The sequence below is a fragment of the Stenotrophomonas maltophilia R551-3 genome, assembly GCF_000020665.1.
Classification (GTDB): Bacteria; Pseudomonadota; Gammaproteobacteria; order Xanthomonadales; family Xanthomonadaceae; genus Stenotrophomonas; species Stenotrophomonas maltophilia_L.
This window is the reverse complement of record NC_011071.1, coordinates 2778105-2800875: the sequence shown is the minus strand read 5'-3', so window position 1 is coordinate 2800875 and position 22771 is coordinate 2778105. Positions and strand designations below refer to the sequence as shown.

The following is a 22771-nucleotide window of genomic DNA, read 5'->3' as shown; positions in this document are numbered from 1 at the left end:
TATGGCATGCCGGCAGTCACGACAGTGACGCTCACCGGTGGAACTTGGCTCAGCGCTGACCAGGGCGCGGCACTCTTCGATGGAAAGCCCGGCAGGGCCTCGCGGATCCGACGCACAGGCTCGCTGGCGATCACGATCACCCTGGCCGACGCTGTCGTCCCGGGGATCATCGCGATTCTCGGCCTCAACATTCCGCCGGGCGTGCAGGTCAGCGCTGCCGGCGCGACCGGAACCACTGTGCGTCTGCCGGACGGCAGCGTCTGCGCCTGGCTGTTCCCGCAGGCCAGCGCCTTGGTCTCGGTGGTGTCCGTGGAGATCGCCACCACCGCCACCAACGTGGACGTGGGCGAGATTGCGATCTTCCGGGCGGTGGACGTTGGTATCAAGGACGGTTGGGCCGTGGCCACGATCGACGCCAGTGTCCATGCCCGGACCAAGGGCGGCCAGGTCAACACGGTTCCCGGCGCGCTGTACCGGAGGCTGACCTGCACTCTGTCCGGCCGTTCCACACCGGTTGTGCGCGGCAACGGCCTTGGCGGCATGGATTGGGAGATGATCGGGGCCGCTCTGTCGGGCCGGCGGCGCTCCTGTGTCGTGCCCCAGTACCGGGATATGGTCACGAAGGCGTTTGATCCAGCGCTGGCAGCTCGGTCGGCGCTCTACGGCTACCCGACGCAGTTGCCGTCGGCGGAAAACATCAGCCGGCAGTACTTCTCGGGATACATGGAGTTTGAGGAAATCCCCGCGTAGCTGGCATGATCCCGACAAAATTCGGGAGGTTCTATGAAGCATGTAATCAGGTTCACGCCGGCGCTTCTGCTTTCGCTGTTCGCTGGCTGCTCGACACCGCAGGATGATGGATCTAATAAGGCACTGCTGAACTGCACGTCTGCGATCAAGGGCGCTTCAGACAACCCGGCAGCAACCAATGTCCCGCATGCGAAAGATTGGGGGACTGGCGGGGAGCACTACTTTGCATGGCCGATCGGGTCAGGGCTAGTTGTTGCCAAACGCGATCGCACTCGCGATTCGGATTCAGCTTCCTGCATCACTGACGCAGTAGGAGCAGTAACCTCCGTCACGATCAACGGAGTAGACATACCAATCAGATAGTCCGAATTCGAAGCCACAAGCCCGCCCCGCGCGGGCTTTTTTTTTGAGAGAAACCATGAGCCTGTATACCCTGACAGTAGACCTGTTGTTGAAGTCGGGTTCCTTCGAGCGCGATAGCGGAAAGGCCGCGCGAGTTGTCCAGCGCGACATGGCAACCATCCAGTCCTCCATGTCAGAAGCCGCGCGAAAGGGAACTGATGAAGTTGCCTCTGGCTTCCGGCGGGTTGCAGCGGAAGCAATTGGCCTCACGTCGGCGCTTGCTGCTGTCAAGTCCGCAATCGGGACGGCCGACGAGTGGACAAACCTCAACAACCGGCTGCGCTTGGTCACTCAGGGGCAGGCGCAGTTCGCAGCAGCGCAGGCCGACGTTGTCCGGATTGCACAAGCGTCGCGCCAGCCGCTTGGTGCTACCGCAGAGCTATACCAGCGGATTGCAATGAACCAAGAGACATTGGGCCTGTCTGGCACCGAGCTTGCCCGCGTGGTCGAAACCATCAGCAAGGCGATGGTGATCAGCGGTAGTAGCGCCGCGGCGGCGGAAGGAGCCCTGATCCAGTTGGGCCAGGCATTTGCTTCCGGCGCCCTTCGCGGGGAGGAGTTGAATTCTGTACTTGAGGGCGCGCCTGCGCTTGCTCAGGAGATCGCGAAGGGTTTGAACGTCCCCATGGGCAAGCTACGGGAGCTTGGCCAAGCGGGGAAGCTGAGCGCCGACCAGGTTATCGGTGCCCTGCAGAGGCAGGCATTGGCGGTTGATGAAGCCTTCGGAAAGATGGATGGGACTGTCAGTCAGTCCGCGACTCTGTTCAGCAACAGCCTGCAGATCATGATCGGCAAGGCGGATCAGGCCGCAGGCGCCTCCAAGCTACTCGCTGCCGGCATTGCAGCCCTCGGCAACAATCTGCAGATCGTGGCGGTTGCGGGGGCGGCGGTCGCTGCTGGACAGCTGACGAAGGTGCTGGCATCACGCGTGGCTGCTGCAAATGCTGCGCTGGTGGCCGACCGCGCTGCTGCTGCTCAAAACCTTGCTGCTGCCCAGCAGTTGGAGCTACGGACCCGCGCCGCGATGCTCGATGCGGCAGCGGAGGTACGCCGCGCGGCTGCGATCGGCGGCAGCGTATCGGTGAGCAGCAAGGCCGCCGCGGCGACTCTGGAGCACCGCCAGGCGACGCTGCTGCTGGCTCAGGCGCAAACGCAGGCTGCAGCTGCCAATGCCGGATGGCTGGCGCGTGCTGGCTCTTCGACTCTCGCCATGCTGGGCGGTCCGGCAGGCATTGTCACGATGCTGGCCACCGCCGCAGCCGGCTGGTTGATCTTCCGCGACAACACCAAGGTTGCATCAGCGGCGCTGGTCGACTTCGGTGGCGCAGCTGACACCGCCATCGAGAAGTTCAAGACCCTCAACGCCCAGATGCAGGCCGGTGAAATCCTGCGCCTGCAGAAGGAGATCGATGAGAACTATCGGACCATCACAGGTTCGATCACTGAGATGGTTGCGGCGGCGACAAACTTCGCTACTGCGAGCCAAGCTTCGGAGTTCATTCAAGAAACTCAGCGGCTCGATGCTGCCTTCAAGGCTGGAAAGATCGGCGCCGATGAATTCTCCAGCGGGTTGGAGGCAGCATGGCGGGCGATGATTGCTGGCTCGCCAGCCGCCGCTACGGTGGCCAAGAGCCTCACGGAAGAGACCGCCGCCGCTGCAACCGCTGGTCGGGAAGTCGATCGCAAGCGGGCGATCTTGGATGCGTTCACTGGCAGCAGCACTCAGGCGAAGGGTGCCACCGACGCGCTGTCGGGCTCCTTCAATGCACTGGGGGACTCGGCCGGCGCTGCTGGGAAGCGGATCGCATCGGCGATGCAGTCGCTGCCTGGCCAGCTGGCGCGCGTCGGCAAGAGTGCCGCAGAGGTGGCAAAGCTGGACGTGGGCGACTGGTTCAAGGAGGCCCAGGCCAGCGGCGTCGACTTCTCCAAGCGCGACGACCCGAAGGTCAAGCAGTACCTTGAACAGGGTGCCCAGTACATCCGGCTGCAGACCGAGCTGGCCGCGGCGCAGAAGAACTTCACTGAATCGCGCAAGGCGTCGTCGGCCGCAGAGCGTGCCGGCGCGAAGGACCGCAAGGCCGATGCTGAGGCGATCAAGCGCTACAACGAGCAGGCGGCTATGGCTGCGGCGACCATGTCCGGTCCGCTGGCAGAGGCCACTGAGCGCCAGAAGCAGCTCGAGGACAGGCTGAAGGAAGCGCTCAAGGATGGGCGCATCGAGCGTGCTGCGTACAACACGCTGGTGCTGGAGTCGCAGAAGGCGTTGGAGCAGTCCAGCGCCGAGATCAAGAAGGCCCTGGCCAGTCCGGAATCGCTGCTGGCGACCATGGACGCCGAGGTAGCCATGCTCGGCAAGGTCGGGCGTGCGCGGGAGCTGTCGCGTCGGCAGATGATGAATGAGCGCGACATGCGGCAGGAGCTGCAGAAGGCCGTAGAGGTGGCGGGTAGCAAGGAGGAGCTGGCCAGGAGGAAGGGCGTTGCCTCCTACGAGGCGTATGAGCAGTCCATGCTCGCCGCAGCGCGGGCGTCGGCCGATCTGTCGCTGCGAGTGGAAGAAGCGGCGGCCAATGTGGAGGCATGGGCCAACGTGTTGGTGTATGGCGTCGGCGATGCTGCCGATGCCATGGCGGACTTCGTCGCCGGGGGAATGCGCGACTTCGATAATCTGTGGGACGACCTGAAGGACGCCGCCAAGCGCGGCCTGCGCGATCTCGCCCGCGAGTTCCTGCAGCAGAAGCTGGTGATCCCGATCCAGACGCAGATCCTCAACGGGATGAACGGTCAGGGCGGTGGGCTGAACCTGCAGAGCTTGATGGGTCTGTTCGGCGGCAACGGCTCGGCGGCGGGAGGTCAGAACCTGAGCACTGTGGCCGGCCTGCTCTCCAAGGGGCAGGGCCTGTTCGGCTTCGGTCGCTCGGCCGGTGCCGCGGCGGGCACCCTTACCGGCTTCGGTGACGTTACCAGCATGGCCGGAATGACCGGCTCCAGCTTCTCGGGTCTGGTTGGCGGAGGTAGTGCCGGCGCTGGTGCTGGTGCGGCTGGCGCGGCAAGTTCCGCGGCGGCGGCGGTGCCGATCATCGGCTGGATCGTGGCCGGTATGATGAAGAACGCCCAGCTGTTCGACCAGGGCTGGAACATCGCTAACGGTGAGAGTTGGGCCGGAAAGATCGCCACTGCCGGCGCTGTGGGGCTTGCGGACAAGGGTTTCCGGGGGCTGGGCTTCAACGACAAGGTTGCTTCTATCCTGTCCGGCTCCAGCATCCACGCCAAGCTGTTCGGACGCCAGGCGCCCAAGGTCACCGGTCAGGGCATCACCGGCAGCTATGGCTTCGGCGGTTTCGATGGCCAGAGCTATGCGGATATCAAGGCCAAGGGCGGCCTGTTCCGCAGCGACAAGAAGTGGACGCAGTTCGGCGCGCTGGATCCGGGCATCGATCGCACGTTCGATATGGCCGCGCGCCAGGTGCGTGGTGTGGCAACGGACTTGGCCAAGCAACTGGGCGTAGACCTTACCCAGAAGCTCGGCAGCGTGAAGGTGGACCTGGGCAAGCTCCAGTTGTCGGCGGATTCCACGGAGGCCAAAGCGCAGCTGGAGGCCTACCTGAGCGACATGACCAATCGGTTGTATACCGAGGCGGTCAAGGCGGCAGGGTTCGGTGGCCAGCTCGACGGCTACTTCGAGTCGGCGGACGTGTTCACCGCGCTCAGTGCGTCGATCGCGCTGGCCGTTGGTAACGCCGATGAGCTGGGGCGAGCCCTCAACGGGCTGGAGGTCGACAAGGTCAACAAGGCGGTCGACTACTTCCAGGACCTGGCCGGCGTTGCTGGCACTGACCTGGCCACCCAGGTGCAGAAGGTGACCGGGCTGCTCGGCAACTACGCCAGCCTCATGGCCGACGTGAGCACCCAGCTGATGACGGCCAACCTGACGCAGTACCAGTCGCAGGCGTTGTCGATCGAGCGCACGTATCGCCAGCAGGTGAAGTCGGCCAATGACTACGCCAAGGCGCTCGGCTTGTCCGGCGCCCGCGCGGAAGACCTGGCCAAGATCGAGGCGCTGCGTGCCACCAACATGGGCCAGCTGCAGGCGCAGATCGACAAGGACAAGAAGGCCATGCAGTACGGCCTGTCGATCAGCGATCTTTCGCCGCTGACGGACCAGGAGAAGCTGGGCGAGGCGATGAAGGAGCTGGAGCGGGCGGTGTCCGGCGGGGACACCAGCGCCGCGCAAGCAGCCGCACAGGCAGCGCTGGGCTTCGGCCGGAACCTCTACGCCAGCGGCCAGGACTACAACAGCCTCTACGGCCAGGTGACGGGCCTGATCGACGGCATGAAGGTCGGCGACCTCGACCAGCAGGACGGCACCAGCATGGGGGCGCTGGCGGATGCCATCGAGGCGCTGCCGGAGAACTTCAGCCGGGCCGTGTTCGACCTGGTCGTTAACAACGACGCCCAGACGCAAACCACTGCCGAAGTACAGAAGAGCAATGCTCTGCTCGCCGAGCAGAACCAGCTGCTCCGCCAACTCGTGTCTACCACCACCCAGGGCGTACGCAACGCCAGCAGTTCGGCGCTGCGCGAAGCACTCAACGCGAGGTAATCAGCAATGCAAGCAAGGAAACTCACGCTGGTGGAAATCGGCGTGGGCGCGCTGCCGTCCGCGTCTCCGGTCGCCCCGCGCTTTTCCACGTGGTTCCCGGTGCCGTACAAGGCACCGGACGTGCCGCCGGCGAACGGGGTCAGCCCCACGCCGGTGGCCGACGGTGTTGTCCTCGAATGGGACGCCGTCGATCTGGAGGGCGTGATCTACGTTATCTCGCGTAGCGAAAGCCAGGACGGCCCCTGGACGGAGATCCACCGCACCACCGACACCCGCTACGTCTACAGCGACGGCAGCGGCAAGACGTGGTGGTTCCAGATCACCCCGACCGTGCGCGGCAAGACAGGCACTGGAACCGTGGTGGGGGTTGTTCCGCCCACCACATCCAAGGACCTGGCCGAGCAGCAGGCTAGGCTGGCGGAGGAGATCAGGGCTCGGATCCAGGCGATCGCAGACGAGGCGGCGGCACGCGCTGCTGGGCTGGCGCAGGCTGCACAGGACCTGGTCGCCGAGGCACTGCTGCGGCAGCAGGGGGTGACCGAGGCCATGCAGGCGATCAGTGCGGAGGCCCAAGCGCGGATCGACGCGCTCCTGAACGAGAAGATGGAGCGCGAGGCGGCGATCAGCCGCGAGGAGCAGTTGCGACAGAGCGCTGATGAATCGTTGGCGCGCGCGGTGTCGGAGGTTGCGGCCGGCAGCGGCACGCAGTTCGACAGCATCAAGCTCTGGCCGTTCAACCAGACCACGGAAGGGTGGACGGGCAACGGTGCCCCGACACTCGTAGACGGCTGGCTGCGGCCTGCCAACCATGCCACTGCGCCGTGGGTACAGTCGCCGGTGGCGCTGGCCGTGGACGGCAGCGCATACCGTTTCGTGAAGCTGCGCGTGAAGCGCGTGGGGTCTCCGACGTGGAGCGGGTTCCTGCAGTGGATCACCGCCACGGACCAGGCATGGAACACGCAGAAGCGTGCGGCTATCCCGGAACCGGCGTGGGACGCGAATGGCGTGGCCACGGTCGACGTGCAGGACATTGCCTGGTGGCCGGCCACGGTCGATGCGATTCGCCTGCAGCTGGGGGCGGCGCAGACTGTCGCCAACTACTACCTGATCGACTACATCGCCGTCGGGCGCCCTCAGCCGGGTGCGTCGGTGGCGCTGGTGCAAGAGGAAACCCAAGCTCGGATCACAGCAGACGCGGCCGAGGCCACCCAACGCACCGCACTGGCCGTGCAGATGCGAGGGAGCTACACCGGAACGGACCCGCTGCAGCTGACTGCGGGGCTGGCCTACGAGGAGCTGAAAGCCCGCGTGGCTGCCGACTCGGCGCAGGTGCAGCGCATCAGCACGATGGAAGCCCGCATGCCGGTCGGCACCGGTTCGCTGGCAACCGCGGCATCGGTGACGGCGCTGCAGGAGGCCACCGCGACCACCACCAGCGCGTTGGCGCAGTCGATCACGACGATCAACGCCACATTGCCGGCGATGATTTCGCAGGGCGCCAGCATGGTCCTGAACGGCTCGTGGCAGTCCGGCAAGGATGTTGGCTGGACCTATGACCCCGGAGCTACTGGGACCAGCTGGCCGGCGACGGAGGGGCGCGCCGGTGGCATGTGTGTGCGCTTCGACCCGGGGACCATCCGGCAGAAGGCCGCGTACGCCAATAGCAAAATGGTGATGCCGACGAGCCCGGGCAAGAAGTACCGCTACAGCTGCTGGTATCGCAGCAGCGCGGACTTCAATGGCACGCCCGGCAACAGCAAGATGCGGCTGTCGAATCAGAACGAGGAGCTGATTGGCGGCGCGACGTTCTTCGTGGCTGACAAGTCCGCCTGGACATACCTGAGCGCCGTTTACTCGATCCCGGAGAGCACGTCGATCACCGGGTTGAAGCTGAGCATCCTTGCCGACAACACGGCGGGCACGCTGTGGGTTGACGATGTTGCGATGGAGGAGGTGACCGAGCTGCTGGCGAATACTCAGGCGATTTCGGACCTCAGCACGAAGGTGACCCAGCTGGACGGCACGGTCACGTCCCAGGCTGCGCAGCTGACGGTGCTTCGCAGCGACCTTACCGGTGTTTCCGGGAGTACCGAAGCCAACACTACCGCATTGCAGCAGCTGACGACGCGCGTCACCACTGCCGAGGACAAGATTGAGACGACCTCGCAGCAGATCATCCAGCTGCAGACGGGCGTTGACGGGGTAAATGCCAAGGCAGATTCGAATTCCATTGCAATCCAGGGGCTAACCGCGACAGTCACTCAACAGGGCCAGAAACTGGATGCGACGGCTCAAGATTTGACCAGCCTGAAGGCGCAGATTGGCGACGTAAACGCCACCGCGTTCAGCCAGCTGAAGACCACGGCGAACCAGCAGGGCAGCAAGCTGGATGCGACTGCGCAGGACCTAGTAAGCCTGAAAACTCAGGTCGGGGATGTATCGGCCAGCGGCTTCAACCAGCTGAAAACCGAGGTGACGCAACAGGGACAGACGCAGGCAGCACAAGGGCAGCAGATCTCGGGCATTCAAACTTCGCTTGGCGGAAAGGCTGACGCATCGGTCGTACAGACGATGGAGGCCCGGGTGAAAACGTTGGGAGGTGGCGGCAATCTTCTACGGACTGCAACGATGACTGGATCACTTAATCCAGCGTGGTTTACGCGAAGTGCGTCTGGAAGCTGGGAGCGCTCGAATCTGATCCTCCAAGACGGTCGAGTTCCGCGAGGCATGAGGGCGATGGTTCATTACGCCAATGGTGGCCAGCCCACTAACAGTCAGATTCTAACGGCTCAGCAGATCCCGGCAGAACCAGGGAAGTCCTACATGGGCTCGGTCTACTGCAATTCGTATCTGGGTAGATCGAACATCAGCGTCTTCTTCGTGGACGCCAACGGAAACCTGATCGGGTCTGAGTTTGCCTCGCCTGCCGGCAGGAGGTATGGGGCTAGCGGTTCTCTGGGTGACTATGAGCGGTTGTTTGTCCGTACAAATCCCGCACCTGCAAACGCTAGTACGGTCTGGTTCCAGATCGCCACAACCAAGGAATCCCCTGGGGGCCAAGACTGCGCAGGGTGGTACGTGCAGCCGATGTTGGAGCAATGCCCATCCGATGGCTCCTTGCCCTCCCTATGGTCTGCGGGCGGTAGTGAGGCGTTGGCGCAGTGGGGTGTGGATGTGCGTGCCGACAAGAAGGTCGGTGGTGTGACGCTGTCGGCTACTGGCGAGGTGTCCGCGTTCGATGTGTTGGCCGACATGTTCCGTGTCTCATCACCGACGGGCACCGGCGCGCGAACCGAGTACAGCGATGGGACCTGGCGGGTGTATGACGCCAAGAACGTACTCCGCTTTCGTTGGGGTGTAGTGCCATAACTACGGGGGCTGGGTTCCCAGCCCTCCAATTCTCATGGGGAGGGCTCCTAAGTGCGGGCGGTGATGGAGGTCAATGACGAGAACGGGAACCGGCTGTGGGATATGGATAGCCGGCTTGGTCTTCTGTGTGGAGTGGCGTGGTCCGACTCAACACCTGGCAATGGTTTCAACGCCAACTTGCCGCCGGGAGAGTTCTTCTACATACCTGTGATCCCTTCGGATTCGATGGGGTACGTCCCCGTGATCGGATACGCGAATGGGCGGGTCTACTGGGCCCTGAACAAAAATGGCAACGGTCAGTACGTCGGCACTATCAAGCCGGTCAAGTTCTACTACGGGGTGCGCTGATGCAGGCGATTGTTGAGATACAGGGCAATGCAGGGAACCTCCTGATCAGTGAGTCCACCCCGTCGCTGGTGATGAAGCAGAAGATTCGCATCGACATGCCCGCGACGGTGTACCCGGGCAACAACCCGAACGGGTATTGGAAGTATGGCGAGATGGTCATCAATGCGGAGGCACCCGTGGTCGCTTTCATTGGCGACCCCTATCCGTTCTTCCCGCAGTTGCAGGAGATAGGAGCGAACCAGTTCAAGCTGACGCTCTGGACGAACACGCCATCGCGCATCCAGGGCTGGGCTTACGTGTTCGACCGGCCGGGCAACGAGGACGCGCAGTACCTGGCCCTTTGGGATGCCCAAGGTCGACTCACCTACGCCCTCGGCGCGAAGCCGTTCCGGGTGATCGGCGTGGGCGGTATCTTCCCCAACGGCGGTATGGAAGAGGACAAGTTCCCGGACTTCACCGGCCGCACTGTCGCGGGGGTCATATGCTCGCCAGCGTGCAGCACCTTCATCAACAGCTTCACAGTGATGGGCCTGGGCAACGGCTCCGGTATCAACGGCAAGCACGGGCTGTTCTCCCAGGCGATCACTATCCCGAAGATTGGCCCAGGCGGTTCGCCAAACCAGGCCGTGGTCGGGATCGTCATGGCGGTAGATGTGACGCACTACTGATCGCGCGGACTCACGTTGCGTCTACGTGGCCCAGCGCCTGATAGCGACATGTGCTACTCCGCCCAGATCACCGACGCTTGCCAGAGACAGGTTCGAATGACTCAATGTCCAGGCTAGTTCAATAAAAAGCCCAGCTCTCATTGAGAACTGGGCTGATAACAACTAGCTCATATTTGCTGAACCGGCCCAACCTCTCCGTAGCCAGTGCATCGTCCTGCACATCCTCCGCCTAAGCCGGGGCCACCAATACCGCCTCCATGACCACCCCAGCCGCCCATATCGCCGCCGCCGCCGCCGCCGCCGCCTTCATCAATTGGCTCGGGCATGACGCCTTCGCGCGGCGTCTGACCTTCGCCTACCCAGTTCGATTCGAAATTCTCGTGGTAGACGGTGCAGTGCGTTGCGTTGCAGATTTGGTACGTCGTTCCAGTCGCCCACGCGAAGAGTGGCACGTAGTCGATTGGTGCGCGCGAGTCTTTGATGACTTCCAGGGTTCTTGCGTCAGGGACTGGCGATGCCACGTGACAGTCGTTGCAGAAGAAGGGGCCGCGTTCAAAGGCGAAAGTGCTTGCTGCGAGGGCGAACGCAGCAGTGACTAGCAGAATGAGAATGGCCTTGCGGCGGGGTATGCGGAAGAACTTCCTATCGACAGCACGTATCATATATTTGATTTCCTTTTCTTAGAGCTTGAGATAGTTGTTGCGCGCTCAGTGCTTTGTCCAAGGTGTTTACTTGCAGAGTTGGAACTATCGACGGATCTGCTAGGCGAACGGCTTCAAAATATGCCCGGCTCGAAACCAGGTCGCCGTCGATCAGGACACCAGCGTGGTAGGCATTGCCAAGCTGAAGGAGTGCGTCCGCACTCCCTTGGGAAGCCATCTCTTTTAGATAGCCAACGGCTCTCTGTTTGTATTCCTTCGTGCCTTCTGGATCGCGAAGGAGTGCGGCAGCTCCACCGAGAGCCGAATCTGAATCGGCGGCATAGAGTAGTCGGGCTCCAATGTTTCCCTGCTCGGCTGCAAGCGTTAGCCACTTGCTGGAACTCACTTCATTCTCGGCTGAAAGTTCGAGGCATGCGGCCACGACATTGTCAGGTGCGCGAAGTGCGCCGCCCCGGGATGCGCGTCGATTGATGTCCTTGCACTCATTGAGTTTCAGGAAGATCCCGTATGACGCCGTTGCATCGCCAGCCAATGCCATGGGCGATAGCTTCGCTATTACTTCGTCGACTGTCCCGGTCGGGATTGGCCCGAAATCTTCTACTGCATAGGCCCGTCCAGATAGATGCCGCACACGAACTGATCTGTTGGCCGTAGACCCCGGTGCAGAGGTCGAGGCAACCGGTTGCGACGCGGAGGCCATTGGCCCCGATGTGGTTTGTTCGCTTGGGCCTGATAGCTCTGGCGATGAGGCGACTTTGTTTGGGAACGTGTTCGATGCGGTTGTTCCATACCAAACCCCCGCTCCTGCCAACATGGCCAGTACAGCGAGGCTTAGGACTTTGATCCTTGGAGACATAGCCTTCCTTCGTGACTGATGAACGTAGTTCGCGTACAGGGACCGTCATGGGCCCAATCAGGGTGATCCCGAGTGCCGCGCACATTGCAGATCCCACATCGAGTAAAACGGGATGAGGCGGTACTGCCCCCATATGGATGTGATTCTGTTCAGCATTTGTTTACATTCATGGGCGAGGGGAGCCCTGGGCGTGTCGATGCGTGGCTCATTCCGGCCTTGGCCAACCTAGCAGCGCAACATCGAATCTTCGACGAAAAGCGGCTCCACCTCTACGAGCTCAAGCTGGCGGCGTAGGGAGAACCCCGAACGTCAGTGGGTGGTTGCCCGATAGTGCCCAGCTGCCGGTGCTGGCATTCTGACTGTGCCGGATCCGGGGCCGCAGGCAGCTCAACTCGGGGGCGCGTGAGCAGCGCCGCGCCGGCTCAATTGAATTGGACAGTGGGTAGGGCTCCGGCCATAGTCATGGCTGGCCAATGGACGTGCCCCATGAGCATCCTCAACGTACTGATCGGCCGTGACCAGCTTGTTGTTGCAGTGGATACGCTTGCGGAGGATGCGCTGACTGGCGCCCACTCTGCTGGTGCCAAGGTGCTCCTGATACCGCAGCACAACGTGCTGCTGGCCACCAGAGGCGGAGCGCAGTTCTTCCTGAAGATCTACGAGCTGGCTCTGCAGGCCAGCTTCCGGGCCGACTTCTCCATCGAGCAGCTTTCGGCCGAGATGGGACCTGTAGTGGACCAGTTGTGGCTGAACTACGAGAAGGCCGCAGCGGAGGCTGACTTGCCTATCGAACAGCTGGGGACCGAGATTGTCCTGGGCGGTTGGTCGTCCAGAAACGGCAGAATGATGGCCACGGTCTACGCCAAGAGCGACAGCCGGCACGCTACAACAGTGCAGCCGATCGGCGGCCAGTTCGCGTCACCAGGTGATCCACTCAAGGGCGTGGCGCCCAGCATGCTGCAGGCCGACCTGATGACGGCGGGGCGGCTCCAGGCCAACTACCTCAATGAGCAGATGGGCCGGCAGGTGGCCGGTGGCCGTCTGCTGATCGGATTCCTCCAGCAGGGCCAGGCGGTGGTGAAGGACCTCGGAGCCATATGAAATTGACGGGGCTTGAGGCAAGTGTCCCCGCTCGCGCGGGGACTATTGGTCCTGAACAGATCAAACGCCCTTCATTGCCTGCTATTGGCAGTTGGTCCTGAACAGATCAAACGCCCTTCATTGCCTGCTATTGGCAGTAGAACTCGGCTGAGACTTCGTTGACTCGGTCATAGTAGTCATTGGGCATGTTTCCGTTACCGGAATACACAAGCTCTGCGCGTCGCATGTAACTGATTGCATAGGTTCCGGGAGTGCTGCATGTTGCTGGTATTGCTCCGGAGTAGGTTTGACCACTAAATGTGTGCGAGTACTCTGTGCAGGAGTACCCTCCGCCAAGATGTTCGGGCTCGGGCCTGCAGTAGCCAACGCTCCCGGCGTAGTTTGCTGCCCAGCCTGTGTTTGCGTCAGAGGGGCACGAGCCCAGTCCCTCTGGACCCCAGTCCCCGTAGGTGTAGAAGCCCGAAGGTCCTTCCACTCCGCCTTGGCAGGTGTTGGTCCACGACACGATGTAAGGCGCTATACCTTCCGAATCTAACAGTAGCACCCTGCCAGTTTGGACCCACTGGCCTGCGAAGGCATTTTGGGCGAGGCCGGCTGACATCAGGCAAAGGGACGCGCCCAGCAGCAGGGGGCGGAGGGCTGAGCGGGCAGTTCTGCGGTCGTTGCGCTTCGATTTCACTTCCATCTCTCCATGAGTAGGGTAGTGCTGCACTGCTCGCGCAAGGTCGCAACAGTGCGACTGGGGTGCAATCGGAAAAACACCAACGCCGCTGTAGGTGACGCCCTACCGTGCGGTGCGAGAGACGTCGCGTGTGCGAGTCTGAGCGGTTCAGCCTCACAATTGATCGAATCGCAGCGGTTGAGACGTCCAGTCGTATCCTCCCGGACATGCTTCCCTCGCACGGCTACCAAGGCTTCCGCGCCGCCCCGATCCCCTCTGGCTGGGTCCAGATGGGGGAGAGCTGGGTGCTGTGGTGGAGCGGTCGACAGATCGCCAACATCAGACGCGGCAAGGATGGCGCTGTGCGCGTGCGCCTGGATGCCAGGAAGATGTGGCAGGTCAAGGAAGCACGGGCGGCCAGCCTCGCCCAGGGCAAGCGCTACGCCGAACGCTGGTGTGCGGTCAGGCTCTACCCAGAGCTGCGCCTGCGCGCAGCCGTGGCTCGCCTGCTGGACACCAAGCCGGTCGAACCGCTCGAACCGCTGCCCGGCCTGCCGCCGACTCGCGAGCAGCAGCAACAGGCCCGGCGCCTGGCCGAGGCCGGGGCTGCGGAACTGGCGCGAATCAAGGAAGCGCTGGAACCGCGCCGACCGCCGAAGGAGACCAAGCCAAGGGCGAGGGATCCCATGAAGGCGTGGGTCAGGGCGAGGAGAGGCCAGTTGTCTCGATCCCGAATCTGATCCGTTCTAGCCGCTTTCTCCGCCAGTGGTAAGGTCGGGGCGGCCGAGGCCCGGCGGTGCCGCATGTGGCCAGCAGCCTGATTGAGGTCTCGGCGCTGGCCGTGTCCGAGCGGCTGATCTGGATTGCCCACCGGGCACAAGTGCAGAGGTGAGGACATGGGCGGGCGGCGGGCTTTAGTTCGCTCATGTGCCGAACGCGCCAAGGAGGGCGCGCTCGGTGCGCTAAGCACATGATGCGCAGCTGCGTCCTGGGTGCTCTACTCGAGTCTGAACACAGCATCGGTCAGGTTTCTCGGCCCATGCTGGCAATTCTCACAGGGAGTGAGATGAGAGCTCAACCATTGACTAAGCTGGCTGAGCGAAGACATGATCACCTGTTGTTCAGGGGGTGATATGGAAATCTCAGGTATTTTGGAAGCGCTAAAAGAGCGCGCGCAGTGGACCGAGGCTCGGAAAATTATCGTTCGCGCCGGATTGAAAGCAGGCAAAGGATGGCCCAGGACCATTTCACGCTATGCGGGCGCTGATGTTATGCAGGAATCCGCAGATGCATTAGCGTCCGGCCTTGCTGAACATGTGCTTGTAGGTGACAAGGCTCTAAGGCTGTATCAAATCCCGGACGAGAATCTGGCTGAGCTGCGTTCATTCGCGAGTGAGATTGAGGTTCCAGAGTCTCCATTCTCTTTGGCGTTCCCCTGTAAAGCCGTAGACGGTGCCCGGCTCGGCAACGATGAGTCGGTGTTGTGTGAGAAATACAACGACGATGATGGAATATTTCTCGTTTACTCGAGCATTCGCAAGTTCGAAATAAAGGAGCGGCTGGATCTGGCTGCGCTGGGTGAGCTTCCGGCGGCGCTGGCTGGCTTTTCTGCGGTTTACGGTAGCAAAATCATTGAGCGTCAATTGTTCGACATTCTGTGGATTCCCCTTGCGGGTAATATAGTTTTCTCGATAGCCGACAGTCCTAAGGGAGTGCCCCCGGAGTTTATTTCCGCAGCCCATGCAAAGATCCGAAAGACATTAATGGATGGAATTGGTTATTATCCGGAGCCTATTAATCTTTTTGGTGCTATTCAGGCGGCGTACGATTCGCAATGGGGTACTGTCGTGGAATTGGGGTTCTTGACGGACACGGGTTCCGTCAAGCACGAGCATATGAAGCTCACCTGTCTCAGGGAGGAGCCGTTCCACGTGGGTGGTAAGGGGGCGGTGGATGGTATTATCCATCCTTTCAGTATTTTGATTCGTTGGCTGGAAAAAGACGGGGATATGGAGTGGGAGCCAGAGTTCACCTTGCACTCGTCTGTGTATGAGGCTCACTCTATAAATCCTTCTTTACATGATGCTTACTTTGGCTCGGGTATAATCGTCAGGGATCTGAAAAGGTTGCGTCGGCGGTTGTCGCACATATTGGAAAGCAATCCTGCCTAACATGGTCGAACTGCGCAAAATTAGAAACGATCTACTTAAGGGTCTAGAGGGCTCTCAGGTATCGTTTATTTGCGTGCGGATATTGGACTATGCGGAAAGTCAGCGCTCGGAGAATCTCCGGATGCTCACTTATAGCTCGTTGGCTAAAGCGGCTAGGACCGATCCAGGAGATCCGTATTTCGCACTGGCTATTCATCGCCTATTGCGAGGTGGTCGCAAAGCTCTTTTCGTCAAGCATTACCTTCTTAAGGACTACGACGGCGAGGCTAGAAAAATAGACGATGATGTTGTTCGCGAGGCATATACGTCTCGCGAAATTGTTCTTTCAGATGGATCGGTTGTCCATGATGTTGAGGAGCATTTGATCCCTTATTTCTCAGCGTCGAATATGCTTTTAGAGGCGAAGGCTTCACCGAAATGGAAATGACTGAGGCTGACTTTCGGCGCCTTCATGATTCTCATCCTCAAGTCTTAATTATGATGGATTGGGATCGATTGAGGTTCGTTGGAAATCATACTTATGCTAACTTTTCCGATCTGGTGGAGCGAGCCGTAAGTTGGTCTGCCGCGCAGTTGTCGGAAAATCCGAAGGAGCTTGCAGGTCTGGATGAGAATGGATTGACTTATCAGTTTGTCAAATCCTTGAGGCAGATGGCGTTTGAAGCAGCTTTGGATGCAACTGTTGGCGGTCATTGCGACCTAGTGGTTCGCTACGGGGATCGTTACATGTGGCTAGCTGAAGCCAAGATATACACTGGTTACAAGTGGCTTGCCAAAGGCTATCTGCAGCTTACTACACGGTATGCCACGGGGGAGGAGGGGCAAGATCGGGGCGGGTTGCTTATTTATTTTAAAAAGGGCAATGCTCCCGACGTTATGCGGGAATGGTCTAAGCAGCTGGTTGCGAGAAAGTCAAAGCGTAACGGTGCGGAGGTTGCCATCGTTCCTAGCGCGCCGCCCGCATCTTCCTTTTCGTCCACCCAAAAGCACTATCGCAGTGGGCGGGATTACCGGGTGAAGCACTTTGCGGTATCTATCGTGTGGGAGCCGGAAATCTAGGATGACCGCGCTTTGAATGGTTCTTGTGCGCAGTATTCTGCCCAGCTGTTCATTAATTCTCTACGCTTTTGTATCATGGTTCCCCGCTTGTAGGCGGCTTTTGCTTTGTCGCGTATCCTGTGGGCCAGCGCTGCCTCGGAAAGGTCGTCTGGGTAGTCAGTCATCTCGCTGGCCCAGTCTTTGAAGGTCGACCGGAACCCATGAACCGTAATGTAGCCATAGCCCATACGTTTTAGTAGGGCGAGCATGGCGTTTTCGCTGAGAGGCTCATTGCTGAGGTCATTGGGGAAGAGGAGGTCCCGCTTAATGCGTGGCCGCGCGAGCGCCAGCGCAGGCGTAGAAAGCGGAACCGTGTGCTCTACCTTGGCCTTCATCCGGCTACCTGGTACGGTCCACGTGCCGGCGGCAAGATCGACCTCCCCTGGCGTAGCTCCCAACGTCATTCCCGTTCGTGCTGCTGTGAGGATCGTGAACTCGAGGGCGCGCGCAGCTTCCCCGTGCCTTGACCGCAGGGCAGCCATGAAAGAAGGGAGCTCGGCATAGGGGAGGGCGGCGAAGTTCTCCACCTTGGTCACCGCGGTGGGTTTCGGCAAGATCACCGCCAAGTGCCCGCGCCATCGCGCGGGATTCTCCCCGCTGCGCTTCTTCTGCACGGTCACGGCATCAAGCACGGCCTCCATTCGTTGCCGAACTCGGCTAGCGGTCTCCGTTTTGGTGGTCCAGATTGGCCGCAGCACGGCCAAGACATGCTCGGTCTCGATGCGGTCCACCCGTAGGTCCCCAAGCACCGGTTTTGCATAGGTCTCCAGCGTCCTGGTCCACTGGCCGGCATGCTTCGGATTGGTCCATCCTGCTTCGCGCTCAGCGATGTATGCGGTTGCGGCTTCCCAGAACGTTGGGATGCTGGCCGTGGCGACGGCCGCAGCTCTCCTGCCCGCGAGCGGATCCTGACCGGACTGCACCATCTTCCTCGCGGCTCCTGCCGCCTCCCGCGCCTCGGCCAAGCCGATCACGTGTAGCGGGCCCAAGCCCATTTCCGGGCGCTTCCCTTCAAATCGATACCTGAACACCCAGCTCTTGGCGCAGGAAGCGGTCACCTGGAGGTATAGACCGCCACCGTCCGGGTGGTAGCCTGGCTCGGTGATCGTCGCTACTCGTCTCGCCGTCAGGCGATTGATCTTCAATCCCATTCCCTACCCATCCATGTACCCGCCCAGCAAGCACGGATTCCCGCGAAGGCGCACGAACCAGACCGGATGGTGAAACGTAGCTGGCGCAAGGGTTGAGACTGGTTTCACGGAGGCGCACGAAAGCTAGGGAACTCCCTAGATTCAGACACTCTCTCCGCCAAGATGTTCAGAAGAGCCCCTGGAAACAGGGGCTTTTTTGTTTTTCTCGCCTTACCGCTCGGCAGATGATCAATCCAGCTACTTGGTTCCAGAGGCAGAAGGGCTGCAGTCGCGTAGAGCACGCATGCGGCCAGGCGTGCTGGCTGACAGGCGACAGAGGGAGTGCGCAGGACGTTAAATTCGGGGCCACGATCCTCGGTGGGTTCCATCGAGCGTATCCCGGGCCAGCGGCTCCCTGACAACAGGTCGACGGTTAAAAATGGAACACTCTACGCAATAGCAATCGTAATCACGTCGTACACTCATGCTCAGTCTGCAACAGGCTGCGCAAGATTCCTACAGCATTCATTGGAGGAGGCTAAGTGAAAACAGGCGATATTTACGTGAGTGTGCTCGGACTCATCTTAGGGAGTGTTGTGCCCACCACTGTACTTGCACAGAAGAATGTGTCCGAAAGTGAGAAACTGAAGGGGCTGGATGAGGAGACTGCGGTTGCAGTCAGCTCCCTCCTTTCCAGAGTCAAGTCTCTATCAGTTGATGAGGCAATCAGGCGGATTCAGCTGGAGGCGGAAGTGGCGCCCAGCATCCAGGACATTCGCCGAGAGTATGCCGGGCGCTTGACGGAAATCAGCATCGAGCAGTCGCCTGACTTTCATGTTTCGGTGAAGCTCAAGGGAGATGGTTCTGTTGCAGGGCGGCAATGGACGACGGCGGCTGGTAAAGCACGTGTCGAGTTCTCTTCTGGGCACCTCTTCACCGAGGAGGAGTTCACCAGGCAACTGAAGGAAATTCGGCTGGCAGCACAGTCAGCTATCCCGGGTTTCGTTGGATTGACCGGATATGCCGGAGATAACGAGGCCGAGGTCAGAATACGTGGGGATGAACAGGACGCCCGGAAGTATATGGGAATTCTGTCCAAGCTCGAACGTGCCTATGGCGTAAAGCTCCGTTTCAAGACGTCGGACGTTCCTGAAAGCAATTCCATATATGCAATCGGCGGAGCCGTGCTGCAGTCAAACAATTCATACTGCACCACGGGATTTACGGTGAAGCACACGGCTACAGGTCTAAAGGGAATCATAACGGCGGCGCATTGCCCCGACGACGTCATCTACGGCAACTATGGAAGTAGCCAGAACGGGACTTTGGTTACGTTCCCTTTGATATTCCAAGATCAGAGGAACGATGCGCAAACCGATGTGCAATGGCATCGAATTCCATCTCCACACATTCCTTTGTTGGAGGCGTACGCGTCGTCAACAGTGTCCACGCGCTTTATTTCGAACGTTTACAATGTTCCAGCGAAAGACGGTACCATCTGCTTCCGTGGTTCGCGTAGCGGATACAGCTGTGGAATAGTCACGTCGGTTGCGCATAGTCCTGGAAATATTTGTGGGCCCACCGAGTCTATGCAATGCGATGAGGTCTGGTTCAAGGTAGAGGGAAGTTCGCTCGCCTGTGGTGGTGGCGACAGCGGTGCTGCAATGTTCTTCCAGAACACCGGTTATGGCATTGTCAAGTCTGCGCGCTCGGACACACCGCTGCCGGGCGAGTGCAAGTCGCTCACCGGAATGCCGTTCAGTCGCGTCAGGGCTTGGGGGTTCCAGCCCAACTAGAGACCGACCTCAATAAGCTTCTCTGATTGGTTGAGCCGTGTATTGATCTCCATACGGTCTGGGCAGCTGGCGACGTCGCTGGTACCAGCGACGTCGGCTACATGGCCGGCGTTCTCTCCGCCAGAATCATGAAATGGCCCCTGGGAGCAGAGGCCTTTTTTTCTGCCTCCGCAGCTGCTGTCCAGCCATTGAACCATCAGGCCAGCTTGCACGGCTTGGTATGGGCGGGCGCATATGGGTGTAGCTGAACGCGCTTACCTGCGTCGCTCACCCTTCGGCTTGTTGTGGCACAACGGGTAACTGGAGCACGACCGGAACGTCCCATGCGGCCCATTGCGGTCCACAAACACGCCCACCTTGCACACTGGGCAGCGTTCTTCATTGATGGCCGCGCCTGAAATTGCGGTTACTTTCACAGCCCCGTCCTTCACCAGTTCATCCAGGAACGGCGAACGCTTCCCCTGCAGGGTGAACATGGACACCGAACGTCGCGCACGCGTCAGCGCGACATAGAACAACCGCCGTTCTTCGCTCAGCGGATAGGTATCCCCATCCGGCATCGCCAGCGAAAGCGCCGGGTCATCCGCGCGCAGGCTCGGAAAGCTGCGGTTGATCATGCCCGGCAGGATTACGTAGTCCGCTTCGCGTCCTTTCGATCGATGTGCGGTCAGGAACTCGACCTCCATCGTGCTGCCGAAGGCTGTCTTCCAATCCGAAGGCATCGCGCTGCGATCGGCGCGGTAGCGCCCCAGGATGAAGACCGTCACGCGCCCGTTGCGGCCCTGTGGAACGGCACCGGACAGCAGCTGCTGATGCAGCTTGGCGAGGTACTGGCGAACGCCATCCTGCACCTCCTCCCGCCGGTTCATCTGGAAGGCCTGCAGCACCGGGCCCATGGCCGGTGCGGCAGAGCGAACTTCCTTGGTGATCTGCGCGGGATTGCGGCTGATGAAGCGGCCGGACACATCGCAGAGCGCCTGTGGGCAGCGGAACGTCTGTTCCAGTTTCAGCACCTGGCCATGGCCCATCCACTCGCGGAATCCGGTCATCACCGAAACGTCGGCACCGGCGAAGCGATTGATCGACTGCCAGTCATCGCCCACCGCGAACAGATGGCGGCCCGGTTGGCTGACCAATGCACGGCAGAGGCGTGCGCGGGCGCGCGAAGCGTCCTGGAATTCATCGGCCATCACCAGATCGTAAGGCGATTCGTAGCGGCCCTGTTCCAGCAGTCCAGCGGCCATATTGAGCATGTCTTCGAAGTCGATGCCACGCTCGTCAGCCAGCGCGTTGTCCCAGGCCTGGAAGACCGGCCCGGCGATTTCCAGGAAGCGACGGTGCCGCTCCTTGAACTGGTCTTCGGGCATCTGCCGCAGGCGCGCGGCCATGTCATCCAGCGTCAGACAGTTGCTCTTGGCATGGGCAATGAAGGTGCGCATCAAGCCGATCAGGTCCGCATCGGGCATCGGCTTGGCACCCTGATCGGGCAGCTCGCGGTCCGGATTCGGGTCGAGCTCGATGTCACACTCGCCAAGCTTCTCTGCGAGGTCCAGCAGGGCATGCCCGCTGCGCAGGCCAAAGGATGTCGTCTCGACAAGGGCCGTGCCGCGCGCCACATGCTGCTGGCGCTTCCAGTGCATCCCTTCGCTGTAGTTGGCAAAGTGCTTCGGCGGCTGGCCATCGGCATCCAGCGCAAAGTGCTCGTGATACAGCTGGGCGTCCGGATAGTAGAAGTCCGGACGATACTGGCGATGGGTGTCTGTCGCGGTGTCGAACTCGTAGCGTCGCTCGTAGTCGTACGTCACGCCGTTGTAGAAGAGCCAGTCGGCGATGACGCACTCTTCCAGGCTCTTCACCCGTTCCCCCTGCAGGGTACGGATGTAGGGCGTGCCATCGCGGTCGTAGCCATCGGCCTCCATTTCCGTGCCGAATGGCGGCAGGTCGCGCCCGAACACCAAGCGGAACATGTCCCATTGGGTACGGAAGTGGGTCGAGCGATCCTTCAGGTCGTCCACCAGTTCGGCCAGCTTGTTGAAGCCCAGCGTGGCGTCGGTGGTCCATTCGGCGATGTCGGGCTTGCGTCCGGTGGCCTTGGCGACGATGGCCAGGCCGAGGGCGTGGAAGGTCCGGGCTTCAACCACGGTGTCGCCCATGCCGAGCCGGTCGAAGCATCGCTGCGCGCGCTCTTCAAGCTCCCTGGCGGCATCCTTGTTGAAGGCGAGCATCACGATCCGTTCGGGTTCGACAAAGCCGCGATCGATGGCATAAGCGGCCTTGGCGACCATGGTGGAGGTCTTGCCAGAGCCAGCGGAGGCGACGACCTGCACGCGGTTGTCGAAGCAGATGACGGCGCGGGCCTGTTCGTCGGTCAGCGGCTTGCTCTCGACGCGGTCCAGGAAGTCCTTGGCCAGTACCCGTTCGCGCGCTGCCATGGTTGCGTTGGCGTCGGCCCAGGCCGTGGGCCAGTCCAGCTGCCAGTCGTGCAGGGCGTCCAGTGCTACACGGTGGCTGGGCGAATGCAGGTCCTCGTGCACATCCTCATCCAGGAACAATTGTTCCAGCTCGCGCTGCGGGAGCGGCAGGCCGGGGCGACCGGCCAGCAGTGCCTGCTGTTGTTCGTGCGTGATCCAGCGGCGGCCGGTGCTGCCCCGGTCGATGAGGGCATCTGCTTCGGCCAGCCACGACTGGATCTGCTCCAGAATCGTGTCGAACAGTGCCTTGCGCCCGCGCGTGGTACCCGCAAAGCGCACCTGCTGCAGCGCTGCCGCGAGCCGGGAGGCCTGGCCGTTGGGCAGTCCATTCATGGTCAGCACGCCGTCGCCCTGGGTCTGTAGGATGACTTTGGCCCAGAAGAGTCCAGGGATGACCTGCACGCGCTCGTCGTCAGCTACGTGTTGCCGGTACTGGCGGCCTTCAATCAAAAGTTCAATATGTTCGCCGTCAAGCCACAGCTGCCAGCCTGGCGAGCGGGTCACACGCAGGCCCCAGCCCGAGGGGCGCCATTCCATAGACATCCAGATACTGCCTTGCGTACGTCAACTGGGCTTGCAGAGCCCTTACCCCTCCATGATAAGGGGCGTTGACGACGCTTGTGGCTTTTCGCTTCATGGCCGGCCATGCGACCGGTTTCATTGACGTTTGTGAAGGCCGTTGCCAGCA

At 61.0% G+C, this 22771-nt stretch carries 15 protein-coding genes; 11 read left to right on the top strand and 4 right to left on the bottom strand.

The features are described 5' to 3' along the window. Nucleotides 1-6 precede the first annotated feature (6 nt). The 5 genes from SMAL_RS12675 to SMAL_RS12655 all read left to right on the top strand — a co-directional run bounded on the left by SMAL_RS12675 (nt 7) and on the right by SMAL_RS12655 (nt 10137). Nucleotides 7-750 (top strand): hypothetical protein, encoded by a 744-nt coding sequence (locus SMAL_RS12675; RefSeq protein WP_012511472.1) that lies wholly within the window; start codon nt 7-9, stop codon nt 748-750. Nucleotides 751-1168: 418 nt separating this feature from the next. Then, entirely contained in the window at nt 1169-5752 is a 4584-nt protein-coding gene (locus tag SMAL_RS12670) for a tape measure protein (protein ID WP_012511471.1), read from the top strand. A 6-nt stretch (nt 5753-5758) separates the two neighbouring features. Continuing rightward, a complete protein-coding gene (locus SMAL_RS12665; RefSeq protein WP_012511470.1) occupies nt 5759-9121 on the top strand; it encodes a carbohydrate-binding CenC domain-containing protein in 3363 nt (1120 codons plus the stop codon). Between the two features lie 63 nt (nt 9122-9184). Then, entirely contained in the window at nt 9185-9469 is a 285-nt protein-coding gene (locus SMAL_RS12660) for a hypothetical protein (RefSeq protein WP_232273986.1), read from the top strand. Continuing rightward, complete coding sequence (locus SMAL_RS12655; protein ID WP_012511468.1) at nt 9469-10137, top strand: hypothetical protein; 669 nt, start codon at nt 9469-9471, stop codon at nt 10135-10137. Before SMAL_RS12660 ends, SMAL_RS12655 begins: the two co-directional genes overlap by 1 nt. 167 nt (nt 10138-10304) lie before the next feature. On the opposite strand, the gene SMAL_RS21115 is transcribed toward SMAL_RS12655, so the two are convergent. Beyond that, on the bottom strand, nt 10305-10799 hold the full coding sequence (locus SMAL_RS21115; protein WP_079993550.1) for a hypothetical protein: 495 nt from the start codon (nt 10797-10799) through the stop codon (nt 10305-10307). Then, a complete protein-coding gene (locus SMAL_RS21040) occupies nt 10780-11337 on the bottom strand; it encodes an SEL1-like repeat protein (protein WP_157628468.1) in 558 nt (185 codons plus the stop codon). Before SMAL_RS21040 ends, SMAL_RS21115 begins: the two co-directional genes overlap by 20 nt. An 804-nt stretch (nt 11338-12141) precedes the next feature. Here SMAL_RS21040 and SMAL_RS12650 point away from each other — a divergent pair. From SMAL_RS12650 to SMAL_RS20615, 5 genes are all read left to right on the top strand, one after another. Beyond that, nucleotides 12142-12756: a hypothetical protein gene (locus tag SMAL_RS12650; protein WP_012511466.1), complete on the top strand. Its 615-nt coding sequence runs from the start codon at nt 12142-12144 to the stop codon at nt 12754-12756. An 888-nt stretch (nt 12757-13644) separates the two neighbouring features. After that, nucleotides 13645-14157, top strand: coding sequence for a hypothetical protein (locus SMAL_RS12645; RefSeq protein ID WP_041864550.1), 513 nt, complete (start codon nt 13645-13647; stop codon nt 14155-14157). A 393-nt stretch (nt 14158-14550) separates the two neighbouring features. Beyond that, nucleotides 14551-15588 carry a hypothetical protein gene (locus SMAL_RS12640; protein WP_012511464.1) on the top strand — a complete coding sequence of 346 codons (1038 nt, stop codon included), beginning with the start codon at nt 14551-14553 and terminating at the stop codon, nt 15586-15588. Between the two features lies 1 nt (nt 15589). After that, entirely contained in the window at nt 15590-16015 is a 426-nt protein-coding gene (locus SMAL_RS21035; protein WP_157628467.1) for a hypothetical protein, read from the top strand. After that, nucleotides 16012-16647: a hypothetical protein gene (locus tag SMAL_RS20615; protein ID WP_157628466.1), complete on the top strand. Its 636-nt coding sequence runs from the start codon at nt 16012-16014 to the stop codon at nt 16645-16647. The genes SMAL_RS21035 and SMAL_RS20615 overlap by 4 nt, the downstream gene beginning before the upstream one ends. On the opposite strand, the gene SMAL_RS12630 is transcribed toward SMAL_RS20615, so the two are convergent. Continuing rightward, nucleotides 16644-17837 (bottom strand): tyrosine-type recombinase/integrase, encoded by a 1194-nt coding sequence (locus SMAL_RS12630; RefSeq protein WP_012511462.1) that lies wholly within the window; start codon nt 17835-17837, stop codon nt 16644-16646. The genes SMAL_RS20615 and SMAL_RS12630 overlap by 4 nt on opposite strands. Nucleotides 17838-18358: 521 nt before the next feature. Between SMAL_RS12630 and SMAL_RS12625 the strand changes: the two genes are divergently transcribed. After that, on the top strand, nt 18359-19612 hold the full coding sequence (locus SMAL_RS12625) for a chymotrypsin family serine protease (RefSeq protein WP_012511461.1): 1254 nt from the start codon (nt 18359-18361) through the stop codon (nt 19610-19612). A gap of 254 nt (nt 19613-19866) precedes the next feature. On the opposite strand, the gene SMAL_RS12620 is transcribed toward SMAL_RS12625, so the two are convergent. Next, on the bottom strand, nt 19867-22620 hold the full coding sequence (locus SMAL_RS12620; protein ID WP_012511460.1) for a UvrD-helicase domain-containing protein: 2754 nt from the start codon (nt 22618-22620) through the stop codon (nt 19867-19869). Nucleotides 22621-22771: the final 151 nt, after the last annotated feature.